At 34.7% G+C, this 12,547-nt stretch carries 14 protein-coding genes; 4 read left to right on the top strand and 10 right to left on the bottom strand.

Annotation, left to right across the window (positions count from 1 at the left end):
- Window positions 1-1,353: a uracil-xanthine permease family protein gene (locus ACIQ1H_RS13010; protein ID WP_402889278.1), complete on the top strand. Its 1,353-nt coding sequence runs from the start codon at window positions 1-3 to the stop codon at window positions 1,351-1,353.
- Window positions 1,354-1,494: 141 nt separating this feature from the next.
- Window positions 1,495-1,929 carry a hypothetical protein gene (locus ACIQ1H_RS13005; RefSeq protein WP_402889276.1) on the top strand — a complete coding sequence of 145 codons (435 nt, stop codon included), beginning with the start codon at window positions 1,495-1,497 and terminating at the stop codon, window positions 1,927-1,929.
- 79 nt (window positions 1,930-2,008) lie between these two features.
- On the opposite strand, the gene ACIQ1H_RS13000 is transcribed toward ACIQ1H_RS13005, so the two are convergent.
- A complete protein-coding gene (locus tag ACIQ1H_RS13000; RefSeq protein ID WP_402889275.1) occupies window positions 2,009-2,353 on the bottom strand; it encodes a winged helix-turn-helix transcriptional regulator in 345 nt (114 codons plus the stop codon).
- A 130-nt stretch (window positions 2,354-2,483) separates the two neighbouring features.
- Here ACIQ1H_RS13000 and ACIQ1H_RS12995 point away from each other — a divergent pair, with 130 nt between their 5' ends.
- Window positions 2,484-3,116 carry a nitroreductase family protein gene (locus ACIQ1H_RS12995; protein ID WP_402889273.1) on the top strand — a complete coding sequence of 211 codons (633 nt, stop codon included), beginning with the start codon at window positions 2,484-2,486 and terminating at the stop codon, window positions 3,114-3,116.
- A 197-nt stretch (window positions 3,117-3,313) separates the two neighbouring features.
- On the opposite strand, the gene ACIQ1H_RS12990 is transcribed toward ACIQ1H_RS12995, so the two are convergent.
- The 9 genes from ACIQ1H_RS12990 to ACIQ1H_RS12950 form a co-directional block, all read right to left on the bottom strand.
- Entirely contained in the window at window positions 3,314-3,829 is a 516-nt protein-coding gene (locus ACIQ1H_RS12990; protein ID WP_402889271.1) for a class III lanthionine synthetase LanKC N-terminal domain-containing protein, read from the bottom strand.
- A gap of 191 nt (window positions 3,830-4,020) precedes the next feature.
- Complete coding sequence (locus tag ACIQ1H_RS12985; RefSeq protein ID WP_402889269.1) at window positions 4,021-4,701, bottom strand: ABC-2 transporter permease; 681 nt, start codon at window positions 4,699-4,701, stop codon at window positions 4,021-4,023.
- Window positions 4,702-4,744: 43 nt separating this feature from the next.
- Window positions 4,745-5,425, bottom strand: a complete 681-nt coding sequence (locus tag ACIQ1H_RS12980; RefSeq protein ID WP_402889268.1) for an ABC-2 transporter permease — start codon at window positions 5,423-5,425, stop codon at window positions 4,745-4,747.
- Between the two features lie 33 nt (window positions 5,426-5,458).
- Window positions 5,459-6,115 carry an ABC-2 transporter permease gene (locus ACIQ1H_RS12975; protein WP_402889266.1) on the bottom strand — a complete coding sequence of 219 codons (657 nt, stop codon included), beginning with the start codon at window positions 6,113-6,115 and terminating at the stop codon, window positions 5,459-5,461.
- The gene (locus tag ACIQ1H_RS12970) at window positions 6,115-6,969 is read right to left on the bottom strand and encodes an ABC transporter ATP-binding protein (RefSeq protein WP_402889265.1); all 855 of its coding nucleotides are present in this window, start codon (window positions 6,967-6,969) and stop codon (window positions 6,115-6,117) included. The genes ACIQ1H_RS12975 and ACIQ1H_RS12970 overlap by 1 nt, the downstream gene beginning before the upstream one ends.
- Window positions 6,970-8,079: 1,110 nt before the next feature.
- Window positions 8,080-8,643 (bottom strand): 5' nucleotidase, NT5C type, encoded by a 564-nt coding sequence (locus tag ACIQ1H_RS12965; RefSeq protein ID WP_402889263.1) that lies wholly within the window; start codon window positions 8,641-8,643, stop codon window positions 8,080-8,082.
- A gap of 16 nt (window positions 8,644-8,659) precedes the next feature.
- Entirely contained in the window at window positions 8,660-9,745 is a 1,086-nt protein-coding gene (locus ACIQ1H_RS12960) for an FAD-dependent monooxygenase (RefSeq protein WP_402889261.1), read from the bottom strand.
- Window positions 9,742-10,851: a bifunctional diaminohydroxyphosphoribosylaminopyrimidine deaminase/5-amino-6-(5-phosphoribosylamino)uracil reductase RibD gene (gene ribD / locus ACIQ1H_RS12955; protein ID WP_402889259.1), complete on the bottom strand. Its 1,110-nt coding sequence runs from the start codon at window positions 10,849-10,851 to the stop codon at window positions 9,742-9,744. The genes ACIQ1H_RS12960 and ribD overlap by 4 nt, the downstream gene beginning before the upstream one ends.
- Window positions 10,852-10,871: 20 nt before the next feature.
- On the bottom strand, window positions 10,872-11,597 hold the full coding sequence (locus ACIQ1H_RS12950) for a GTP cyclohydrolase II (RefSeq protein ID WP_173478323.1): 726 nt from the start codon (window positions 11,595-11,597) through the stop codon (window positions 10,872-10,874).
- A 272-nt stretch (window positions 11,598-11,869) separates the two neighbouring features.
- On the opposite strand from ACIQ1H_RS12950, the gene ACIQ1H_RS12945 reads away from it, so the two are divergent.
- Entirely contained in the window at window positions 11,870-12,505 is a 636-nt protein-coding gene (locus tag ACIQ1H_RS12945; RefSeq protein WP_402889258.1) for a GntR family transcriptional regulator, read from the top strand.
- Window positions 12,506-12,547 lie beyond the last annotated feature (42 nt).

The following is a 12,547-nucleotide window of genomic DNA, read 5'->3' as shown; positions in this document are numbered from 1 at the left end:
GTGGAAACGCAAAAAAACAATCTAGCAAACGATAAAAGTAATACCACGCATTTAACCGTTTTACCCGATGAAAAAGTGCCATTCGGCCAATCTGTTCTTCTAGGTTTACAGCATGTTATGGCAATGGATGTTTATGTAGTTCCCTTTCTTATTGCAATGTTAATAGGTTTGCAATCAGGTCAATCTAGTGCATTGATACAATCGACTTTTATTGCAGCAGGGATAGCGACAATTGTACAAACACATTTCTGCATGAAGCTACCGATTGCACAAGGGCCGTCTTATGTACCACTAGGAGCAATTGTCGGTATATATGCAGCTAGTGGCAGTGGCGAGCTTGGTTGGAGCTCTGTGTTAGGAGCAAGCTTAATTGGTGCCATTTTTGTCATTATTTTAGGCTACACAGGTATTTTCAATAAAATTGTCAAAACTTTTATTCCTCCAATTGTAGGAGGTACAATTATTTTCGTTGTTGGATTATCGCTAATGCCTATAGGTATAAGTAGTAATATTTTTGAAGGCGCTGGTGCGACGATTAACCAAAATATTTATTTAGCGCTTATTTCAGCTATCGTTTTAATTGTATGTGTAATGCTAGGCTCTGTGTTCCGTCAAAAAGGTCGTGCATTTCGTATTGCATCTGTTATTATCGCGTTACTTATAGGCTGTATCGCTGCTAATATAATGGGTGTATTAGATTTATCAGCAGTTGGAAAAGCAAAGTGGTTTAGCTTACCACAAATTCCTTTTGCAGACTTTGGCTTTACATTTAACTTCTCAGCAATTTTAACAATGATTATTATTTATATTGTATTACTGGCTGAAACAACAGGTACATGGTTTGCAGTTAGTAATGTTATTGAAAAACCATTGACAGATAAGCAAATTAATCGCGGGGTTATCGGAGAAGGTATCGGCTGCTTCATCGCCTCATTATTAGGTTCTACTCCAGTAACTGGCTATTCAACGAATGCAGGTGTGATTTCCATTACAGGTATTGCAAGTCGTCGTGTCTTTATTGCTGCAGGTGCTTGGTTTATTTTGTTCGGTTTTTCTGGTAAATTAGCTGCATTAATTTCTGCCATTCCTTCTGCAGTTATCGGTGGTGTCTTCGTTATCGTTTGTGGCATCATTGCAATTAGTGGGTTACAAGTAATGAAAAATGAACGTATCGGTGAAAAAGAAATGTACGTTATCGCTGTGCCAATCATTTTAACATTAGCACTAACGTTATTACCGAAAGATTTCTTATATTCTTTACCAACAACGGTTCAATATTTATTTGGTTCTCCGGTAGCGACCGCTGCAATAGTTGCCATTCTTTTAAATAAAATTTTACCGACCGTTAAATAGATTAATAATAAAGCGTGAGACTGTAGATAAACTCAGTGTGAGTTTGCCTACAGTCTCTTTTTTGTTCTACTAGTATATAGTAAAATTTTACAAAAACGGTATAATAGTATTGCCTAATTCGTAAAAAAGGAGAATGGTCAAATGAATAAAGTAATTATACCAATACTAATTGTCATTCTTATGACCGGATGCAATGTGTTTCCTAAGAGTGTTTTTAAACAACCAGTGGGCCAAGTTATTTTGGATGGTGAACAATATAATATGCTTCCAAGTAAATTTGAATGGAAAGAGGACGATGTTGAAATGAGGCTGAAAGGTTCTCCTGATATTAATGAAATAGCAGATAACTTCGAAACATTAGATGTTAAAAAAGGAGAGATACTAAAATTTAATATTGAACAGAGTCCAATCGCCATTACTGCAACTAAAATGAATGAAGATGGCACAATTGAAAATGTTGAAATTAAAGAGGATAAAATAACGATGCCTTCTAAAGAAGGATATTATATTTATGAACTGAATGCCTTATGGAATAACGGAAAAGAATCATTTATTTTTGATGTTCATGTAGAATAAATAGGATCGCTTCTTACGATTTATAGAAAAAAGACAAAATACCTTAAGAGAGTGGTACTCTCGAGGTACTTTGTCTTTTTTAGATTGACTCTTTCGTAGTTTGTTCAAAATCACATAAATCAATCCATTTTTGAATAGACCGTATGACTTCCTGAAAAGCTAAACCGTTCGGTGTTAACGCATATTCTACTTTTTTTATCGATGAATCAATGTATTTTTTCTCGATTAGTCCTGCTTGAACAAGCTCATTTAGACGTTCGGTTAGTAAACGATCAGAAATTCCAGGGATCGTGGCATGGATTTCATGATATCTTTTTGGACCAGGTAATAACGTATAGATAATCATGCCCATCCAACGTTTTCCTATAAATTCAATTGCCTGATGGTAGCTACTACATATATGTGAACAATTTGATTTAGTCATATAATAACCTCCCATTTTTTCATTCCTTATTTCTATTGTAACACATACAAATTTTTATTTGACGTATAAACTTACTAATGGTAAGATTCTATTATCAACTTACCATTAGTAAGTTTATTAGGAGGAAATTATGTCAACAACGAATAACAAATCAGATCTATATACAATTATGCAGGATCGAAAATCCGTGCGTGTTTATGATCCTACTTTTAAAATACCTCAAGTAGAACTTGAAGAAATCATTCAAGAAGCAACAAGTGCACCTTCATCAAGCAATTTACAAGCATGGAGATTTCTTGTTATTCAAGATGAAGCGGTGAAAACAGAGCTTCGTGCGATTGCCAATAACCAAGAACAAGTTGAAACATCATCAGCTGTTATTGCAGTATTAGGAAATGCCGAAATGTATCAACAAGTTGAACAAATTTATACACAAAATGTTGCAGAAGGTCATATGGGGGATGCACAAAAGGATTTAATGATTGCGAATACCCTACGCACTTACCCACCAGCACCATTAGAAGTACGAAAAAATATCGCAACATTTGATGCAGGTCTTATTTCAATGCAACTTATGCTTATCGCCAAGGAAAAAGGCTATGATACTGTCACAATGGGCGGTTTTGATAAAGCGAAATTTGCTGAACGATTTGACTTACCAGAGCATATTTTCCCTGTAGTCCTTATTGCTATCGGTAAAGGTGCGGCACCTGCTTATGGCTCGTCTCGTTTACCGTTAAAAGATATTGCTCGTTTTATTTAATAGGTAAATACTTGACCACCCCCGCACATGTACCCCTGTGTCAGCTTAGCCGCTGCTTAAATAATAACAACCAAGAGAACATATTGTCTCTTGGTTGTTTTCGTTACACGATAAGATTAAAAACATTACTCTCAGTATGTGCTAAAGTCCGATTGTTCATGGACTCAAAAAATGTTTGTTGGGGACACCTCCCCGCTTTATACAGTTGCATCATAGGACGATTTGTTCCAAAACACATTGCTATTTTTCCATCTCTTATCACTAAGAATATACGGGCCATTTTTAAAATCTTGAAGTGTTGTAGAAATCTGTTCTAACAATTCAACAAAGATTTCATTATTCATTGGATAAATCGTTATAAACTTTCCAGATGAAGCACGATTTGCATTTTTTGAATTTAACGCTAACATACTATATTTGTCTTTAAGATGCTTAAACTCAATATTTTTAGCTATGCATAATCGCGCTACCTTTTCTAATATAATATTTGAATCCTCTAATAAGGACGTTACATGAATTTTCCAACCCTGTTCTGGAAGTATCGCGTCTTTCACATGATAAAATTTCCAAATTGAGTCACTATCTGATATAACAGAATAATTATCTGGAATATCACTCAATTGGTATGTATCTTCCTTTTCTTTTATCTCCATTTCACCGTAGTATTCAGAATTGGGCTTCAAATACTTGAAATAGTGCAATAACCCTTCCATTTAAATCCCCTCCAATTAGTTTAATACTACATTGATACATACTCACTATTTAGATTTTTTCATATAAAGTAGATTATGGTATATTTTTCAATGGTCTAGGATAGAATTTAGGAACTATAATTCCTCTGCATAGCACTTTATTATCCATATATAAGGAGCGCAATAAACCCCTAAATATTATGTTAAGTAGCTTAAAATTCTTTCTTACGATAGATGCAGAGTGATATAAGAGAAGATAGTATAAATAACAAAATGCCTACTAGAAGCAATAAAAATGGCAGATATATTGATAGATTTAAATTAAGATTTGACAACGGTGGACGTTCCAACAAATAGTGTATCTCGCTTACATTATTTATAGAAATAAACGATCCAAATACCCCTGCTATTATAATAACGTCAGACTTTTCTACTCCATAGTTATAAAGAAGGGGGAATACTATTGCTCCCGCTAAGAGCAAAGCAACAGCATCAACAGCAATCAACTCAACAACGTTATTACTATTAAAGGGAAGTTGGAACAATAGTGTATATATATATACGACGCCATAGGATAGTATGACTCCGATAATGATAAATAAAAAGTAGAATAGATAATAACTTTGTACAATAGTACTTCTACGCACTGGTAAAGTAAGCACATACTTATCATAACCGGACTTAGCCTCAATTTTTGACAATTCTAATATTGGTAACATCATAAGCAGCATTATAAACCGAATGGCTAACCACTTACCGCCCTCACCCAATACGAAAGACTCTGAGACATCTGAAATCCACAAAGAAATACCAGATAATACTATACTTGTTGCTGCGTACATCAACACACTTCGATAAACCATAAAAAAGTTTGTATATTGAAGACCTAGCATATGCATAATCTCTCTTCACACTTCCTTTTTTTAAAAGTATGACTTAAAATTCTTTCTTTTTATTGATAGTTACGGAACAATAATAAGAAAGAATATAGATTAATAAACCAATTAAAATAAATATTACAGAAAAACCAATAAGTATATTAAATTTATGTAAATTTATATTCATTAAACCAGCTGTATACTGCATTGCCTTACTTATTAAACCAACAACATAATACGAAGCAAAGAAAGTTAGCAAAACAAAAATATCTGACTTTGCTGTACCAAACAGATAGATAAGTGGAAATGTTACCGAACCAGTTAAAATAAATATAGTAAACATAGATATCACCTCTTGATATAAAATAATATCTAGCGATATCCAAGAAAGTAGACTGAATATATAAAGAGCACCCAGAGCCACCATTATCCCTACAACTGTAATAAAAGCAAGAAAAATATATTGACTTTTCACAATAGTACCTATTCGAACTGGGAAGGTAAGTACATACTTATCATAACCTGACTTAGCTGCAACTTTTAACACTTCAAATGCAGGAAGTATACTTAATAGGAATATAACCCTAGGAACAAAGAACTCTGCATCAATTCCAAAAAATGTATCATCTCCAATATACATAAAAAGAATAGCACCTGTTACTATTGCTCCAACCATGTATATTATCAAACTTCGATAAACCATATAAAAGTTTGTCAATACCAAACCTGTCATTTTCATTATTTTAATCACCTCTAATATAAATAGCATAAGTCAAAATTCTTTTTTACTATAAATAAAGAAAGAAATAAAAAAAGATATAAGAAAAATTAAAATACCTATTAATAAGAATATGAACGGAACTTGTTTTAATGGATTAAGATTAAACTTTAACAACGGTAGTTGATCTATTACGTAGTCCACACCCAAGCGGAGTGAATTTACTACTAAACCCATAAATAATAGACTCAGTAGTAAAATAAAATCTGACTTCTCTTCCCCCAGAATAAAAATTAATGGGAATATTATTCCCCCAAGTGTTAACATCGAGAGAATAGTATAAGCAATAGTTTGAAATAAGCTAAGTTCAATTGAAACCTCTGAAAATAAACCATAGATATAAAGGATACCGACAAATAGTATTACACCTATAACTACTACTAAGAAATAGACTAAATAATAACTTTGTATTATATTTTTTCTACTAACCGGTAAAGTGAGTAAATACTTGTTATAACCGGACTGAGCCTCAACTTTTAGGATTTCCCATACAGGCATTGTTATTACTATACACAACGTAATAGCACTAAAAACTGCGTATGCCCCTCCAGTTAGCTTTAAATAAAAAGCAGTGAGCCCTATTCCTATCAATGTGTACACAAAAATACTTCGATGAACTAAATATAAGTTTGTAAACAATAACCCTTTCATTATTTCGCACTTCCTGTTAAAAATACACTGATTTCTTCCATAGAAACTTTTCGGGCAATCAACCCACTCGGCAATTTTTCCTTATCTGATATAAGTAATGTGAAAGAAGCACCATGTTTTCTTCGAGCGACAATAATATCCTTATTTAATAGTGTTAGTTGTTCACTATCATCTATATCTACAAAAGCATATTTCTCAAATACTATGTCTTTCTCTTCATTTAAAGTTATTTTACCTTCACTAATAAAGACTAAATGACTTGCTATTCTCTCAATATCACTCATAATATGAGATGAAAGTACAATACCATGATCCGCTTCTTTCGCAAAATTTTCCAATTCATCTAACACCACTTCTCTTGAAGAAGGATCAAGACCGCCGGTTGCTTCATCTAGGATTAATAATTGCGCATTATGTGATAATGCCACAGCTATTGATATTTTCATCGACATTCCACGTGAGAATGAACTGACTTTTTTATTTCTAGGTAAAGCGAAAATATCCACTAAGCGATTAAATTCATTTTGATTCCAAGAAGAAAATAACTTAGAAAAAGCTTTTCCTAATTGCTTTATTGTAAGGTTAGACGGCAGATTAATCGCGTCAAATACCACCCCTATCTTTTCTTTAAGTTTGACTTCTTTATTTAGATTTTCTTTACCAAATAGCTTCACTGTACCACTCTCTTTATGAACTAATTCCAATACCGCTTTAAATGTTGTCGATTTACCAGCCCCATTATTTCCGATAAATCCAACGATTGCGCCTGGTGGCACATTAAAAGAAACATCGTCTAAAACAACTTTGTCACCATATGACTTTCTAAGATTATTAATTTCTAAAAGATTTGACATTATTTCGTCCTCCTTTATTAATATTAAAATTAATATGTCAACAGTTTAGCCACATCTAATTAGTTATAATATTCAGAAAATTAAGCCTTTAATTTTTAGTAATGGTATTAATTACCATTATTATCTATATAAACAGAAATAAATCTTAGGTGTTGCACAGATTTACACATTGCTAACATTTTAATCGTTGTCGTCGTTTTATGAATGGTGTTTATTTCCGAAAGGGGGGTGACGGTGCTGAATAATATAATTGTAATTGCTAAAAAGACTTCAGCTTTATAGTGAATTGAGGTATTATTTCATGGAATAAAAGACCTTGATGTTTCCTCCTATTTAGAAAACTATTTAGCCCTTTTTTCTGTCTAGAAGTATTTTGCAAAAATGCGAAGTATGTCGAATCTCGTTCTATTTGTTTCATTGCATGGATGTTTATATGATGTGGGAGAATCGACTTCTGATATGTAACGGAATAATCGTTGCGTTACCGATTTCTAGAACAGAATCACAGTATTCAAGTCCGTCAGTTTTACATTATTTCAATAAATTATTTTACAAGTGCTCTCGTTTATAGAGAAATATAGCTATTTTGTTTGTATCATAATGATAGGAAACCGCTATATCTCCACTTACTATTTAATGTTATTACTAGTTTATCATCCCCATAACCGCCATTTCAACCGACATTTTTTCTGTCGGTAACCGTCGTTTTTCTGTCGGTTGATGTGTAATATTTTCTCTTCTTGACTGAAAAACAACTTAGAATAAACGTCTCTTATATTGAAATAAAAAATGATGGTACATCAAAAAAATGTCATACTTTGCAATTAAATAGGGTAGGAAAGCTTTTCTTTAAAAGTATATGGGGACAGAATTGATATCTTAAGTCAGAAGTACACAGCTATGACACCTTTATAAAATAGATTCATTAAATCTTGCAATCAACAATACATCCAATTAGAAAAGCACTACTAAAAATGATACTCGAATAGTAACTAACAATGAATCCATCTTATCCTCGGCTAACTCCATATTTCTTTAAATTCATATAATTACATTACGAAAATAATCAAAAAAAGGATCGGTACAACGAAACTCGTTATACCAATCCTTTCAGTCATTAATTATGCCTAAAAACTCATGCCAATGATTTAAACGTGGCAATGCTACAAGCTGATTATACGATTGATTTTTTAATATCACTTTTGTGTTAATGCCTTGTAGCGTTTCTAACACTGCTGGTTTGTCATCAACGTAAACATCTAAATCAAGTTCTTTAATAATAGCTACTTTCTCCACATCTTGCATACCACAATAGAAATGCCCTTCTTCCACTGGGAAACCTTGCGCTTTCATCCATTGTTGCGTTTGTTGACAATGTTGTTTTGGACGTGACGTAATATAATAAATTTCATGTCCTTGCTGATGTAATGCTTGCAATGTTTCAAGTGCAGCTTCAAAAATCGGACAATCCGTAAAATAGATTTCATCCAAAGAACTGTTCCACATGGCAGAGCCTTCTACGTCCGTTAAGCCAAATGGTTCGTGAATCTCTACTCTATCCAATGCATGAAATGCTTCGATTGTAATATTTTTGCCTAGTTTTTTATTATAAAGTGAAAAGGCATGTGCACGTAAATCGATCAACGTATCATCTATATCAAAGCCAAATTTCATTTATATCTTCTTCCTTTCAAGATGCCTGGTCTATAAAGTGAAAGGCAAAAGTTTGTTCTTTTTCAATTTGCTGCGCTAATACTTCTTCAATGGCCTGTTCTCGCAGTTGTTGAAAATCTCTCACATTAAATTGTTTAATCGAATCTTCATTTATTAAAGATGCAAGACAATCAGCATCCTTTAGCGCGCTATTTAAGCCGAATGCGCCAGTAGGTGTCATCGTATGAACGGCATCGCCTAAAAGGACAAGCCCTTGTGTCCCCCAACAGTCACAATGACTACTAAACACATCAAGTAAGACAAAATCTTGCCAAGAACGAATATGGTGAGGAACGGTTTCCTCTAATTCTGGAAAAGCCTTTATAAGCTGGCTAATAAACGGAGTAATTGCCTGTTTTCGAAGCTGTGGAAAATCACCCTGTTTAATATTCCAACCAATTTGAATATAGCCCCCTGTCTGTGAGAAAAGAGACAATTGCATACCATCGATTAGCGCCATTTTAATAGCGGGCTCCCAGCCTTGAGGAGCAGGAATTTTTGCCCAGAGTAAATCAAAACCATGTTTCTGTTTTTGAATGGCGATATGTGCTCGTTTTCGAATAGTTGAGTATCGACCATCCGCTCCTATGATAAGCTGGCTCTTGATTTCAATCACTTCTTCATCCTTTGTTGCAATAACGCCGACATATCGTCCTGTAGTATCCGTCACTAGGGATGTCACCTTTGTATTTAGGAAACACTTAAAATTTTGAAAGTGCGCTGTATGTTGGAGTATGCCTTTAAGCAAATGTGCTTGAGGAACATGAATCCCTAAATGTCCTACAGTTGTATTAGGAAAAATCGTTTTAAACGCTTCGCCCTTCGCATAATATTCTAGTTTTTCCATTCGTAATAAGCCAAGTGCTTCTATGGCTTCAAAAAGATGATGATTTTTGAGAACAGCTTCACCTTCTTCATTTAAATGTTCACCACGAAAAGCCTGCCCAAGTGCTGCGCTTTGTTCCAGCAGTATCACAGACAGACCCTTTTTCGCTAGCAAATGCGCGAGAAGTGCACCACTTGGTCCAGCCCCTACTATACATACATCCGCTTGAAAATTCACTTACCTTCACCATTTTTCGGATAAGCAATAATGCGTAAATCTTGCCCTACCTTATCAACTGAATCAAATACAACATCCCATGCCTCATCCATTGTTGGCGCATTATAGCCCGCAAAAGGTGTTAAAGATAAACTCCCACCTAAAACTTTAGGCGCTACGTATATAACGTATTTATCGATGGCGGCATTTTGTAAAAATGAAGCATTGATTGTACTTCCACCCTCTACTAAAATATCAGTAATACCAAGTAAATATAGTTTTTCTAACATATCATCAATATGAAGACCTTCATTACCTTTTCGAACAGGTAAGACAGTGACACCTTTAGCCTCTAACGTGTCGATTTGCGCTTGCTTAACATCCTCACTGCAAACAATAATCGTTTTCGCTTCTTCTACATTCAATACATTGGCATCTGTCGGTGTACGAAGAGAGCTATCCATAATGATGCGTATTGGATTTTTGCCCTGGCGATCGTGAAGTCTCGTCGTTAAAGATGGATTATCAGCTATTACTGTTCCTACACCAACTAATATTGCATCTACTTCGTGGCGAATATGATGGACATCCTCTCGAGCTTCTCCACCCGTTACCCATTTAGAATGCCCTGTATGCGCTGCGATTTTCCCATCTAATGTCATCGCATATTTGGAAATAACAAAAGGTCGTTTCGTAAGCATATTATGGATAAAGCGCTCGTTTAAACGGCGCGACTTTTCCTCTAATACACCTACCTCAACTTCAATGCCTGCATCACGCAATAATTGGATACCATTACCCGCTACAGCTGGATTAGGATCTTGCATCGCTACTACAACTCGGCTTACTTCTGATTCCTTAACTAAATTAGCACAAGGAGGCGTTTTACCATAATGTGAACATGGCTCAAGTGTTACATAAAGTGTAGCACCTTTTGCATGCTCTCCTGCCATGCGAAAAGCATGCACTTCCGCATGAGGTTCTCCCGCTTTTCGATGTAAGCCAGTGCCTACGATTACATCATTTTTTACAATAACAGCTCCGACAAGAGGATTGGGGTTCGTATTCCCTCTTGCACTAGCTGCTAAATCTAATGCTAATTGCATATATTTTTCATCTGTCGTCATCTTTGTACCCTCCACTTACTTCACTTCCGTATATGACCAGATTTCTCCACTTTTGTATCTAAATAAAAACGATTTGTTTCCGTTATACCTCCCCATAAAGGGATATGTCCGTCTGCTGCTAAGCCGTGCAACTGCAAAGCAGTAAGCTTCTTCGGATTATTTGTAATCAATGTGACAGGCTTCGCACGAAGAGCTGTTAAAACGGTAACCGCATCTTCATATGAACGCGTATCATCTTGGAAACCAAGTGCAAGATTTGCTTCTACAGTATCTAATCCTTCTTCCTGCAATAAATAAGCAAGCGATTTAGAAAATAGACCGATGCCACGTCCTTCATGATCAGCTAAATAGAAAATCGCTCCACACCCATGTTCGACAATCATTTTCATAGATTCATGTAATTGATAGCCACAGTCGCAGCGTTGGCTACCGAATATATCGCCAGTATGGCAAATGCTATGCATACGAATTAAAGCATCTTCTTCATTGGCGAAATCACCGTAAACTAGTACGGATGATTGCTGAGAAAAAGCTAAATTTGCCGTTGCTAGCCCATCCATTATTTCTTCTTTCGTTAAATCGCTACCAACTTTTAACCAGTTATACCATTGAAAAGTTGCTGAAAAATCACCTTGCTTAATAGGTAACTTTACTGGACCTACTAGACAAATATTTTCTGTTTCAGATTGCTTAACAATTGTCATTTTGTCCTTCACTATATCCACTACTTTAGTAGTAATTGTCATATTTATCGCCAACTTTCTATTCTAAACATTTAGTTGTATTTTCCAAATTAATGCTTCTACATACATAACTTACTTAACGTAACTTAGTTTATAATAATAACTGAAAACTGTCAAACAACAGCTCTTTTTTATTAAAATATCATATCTAAATAAAAAGCTGTTAAATGATGCTTAAATCATATACTAATAGCTTATGGAGGTGCTATTTTTTCTGTGCAGGCTAGTCTATAATAAGCGAAGGTAGGTTTGTTATGATGAAAGGAAGTTTAAGCATGAACTTAGAAAAAAATGTACAAGTAAGGCAGCCCAAATACCAGCAAATTGCGGTGGATCTTGCCTCAAAAATTGTAGAAAAAAAATATCAAATTGGTGATAAAATTTATGCAAGATCTTCGTTAGCTAGCCAATACAATGTTTCAGCTGAAACAGCGAGAAGAGCGATAGCCGTTTTGCAAGATTTAGAAATTGTCGAGGCTTCTAAAGGTAGTGGAGTTATCATTAAATCGTATGAAATGGCTGCACGCTTTGTCCGACAATTCCAAGATGTCCAATCCGTTCATGAGCTACAAAATGAACTTTTATTAAGTATTCAAAAGCAACAACATGAATTGTTGCATTTACAAGAAAAAACGAAACAACTTATTAGTCGTACGGAACATTTCCGCTCGGTCAATCCCTTTATCCCATATCAAATTGAAATGACAGCTGAAAGCCCATGTATTCATCAAACTTTGCAAGCATTAAATTTTTGGCAAAATACCTCTAGCACAATTGTTGGTATTCGTCGTGGAAATGAATTATTACTTTCACCAGGCCCATATGCTTCATTTGAAGAAGGAGATATTATTTATTTTATCGGCAATGACGAAAGTTTAGGCCGTGTTCAAAGTTTTTTATATCCAAATTAAAATCCGCATAAGCGCTGCTATAACAGCGTTTATGCGGATTTT

The sequence above is a fragment of the Lysinibacillus sp. NPDC097279 genome (assembly GCF_044761745.1).
GTDB lineage: Bacteria > Bacillota > Bacilli > Bacillales_A > Planococcaceae > Lysinibacillus.
Note: the sequence above shows the minus strand (reverse complement) of the source record. Positions and strands in the feature narration are given on the sequence as shown.

Bases quoted from the DNA above. Each gene is read 5' to 3' on its own strand.
- ACIQ1H_RS12980 (WP_402889268.1), bottom strand. From the start codon at position 5,425: ATGAAAATGACAGGTTTGGTATTGACAAACTTTTATATGGTTTATCGA.
- ACIQ1H_RS12965 (WP_402889263.1), bottom strand. From the start codon at position 8,643: ATGAAATTTGGCTTTGATATAGATGATACGTTGATCGATTTACGTGCA.
- ACIQ1H_RS12975 (WP_402889266.1), bottom strand. From the start codon at position 6,115: ATGAAAGGGTTATTGTTTACAAACTTATATTTAGTTCATCGAAGTATT.
- ACIQ1H_RS12995 (WP_402889273.1), top strand. From the start codon at position 2,484: ATGTCAACAACGAATAACAAATCAGATCTATATACAATTATGCAGGAT.
- ACIQ1H_RS13000 (WP_402889275.1), bottom strand. From the start codon at position 2,353: ATGACTAAATCAAATTGTTCACATATATGTAGTAGCTACCATCAGGCA.
- ACIQ1H_RS13005 (WP_402889276.1), top strand. From the start codon at position 1,495: ATGAATAAAGTAATTATACCAATACTAATTGTCATTCTTATGACCGGA.
- ACIQ1H_RS12990 (WP_402889271.1), bottom strand. From the start codon at position 3,829: ATGGAAGGGTTATTGCACTATTTCAAGTATTTGAAGCCCAATTCTGAA.
- ribD (WP_402889259.1), bottom strand. From the start codon at position 10,851: ATGACGACAGATGAAAAATATATGCAATTAGCATTAGATTTAGCAGCT.
- ACIQ1H_RS12945 (WP_402889258.1), top strand. From the start codon at position 11,870: ATGAACTTAGAAAAAAATGTACAAGTAAGGCAGCCCAAATACCAGCAA.
- ACIQ1H_RS12970 (WP_402889265.1), bottom strand. From the start codon at position 6,969: ATGTCAAATCTTTTAGAAATTAATAATCTTAGAAAGTCATATGGTGAC.
- ACIQ1H_RS12985 (WP_402889269.1), bottom strand. From the start codon at position 4,701: ATGCTAGGTCTTCAATATACAAACTTTTTTATGGTTTATCGAAGTGTG.
- ACIQ1H_RS12950 (WP_173478323.1), bottom strand. From the start codon at position 11,597: ATGACAATTACTACTAAAGTAGTGGATATAGTGAAGGACAAAATGACA.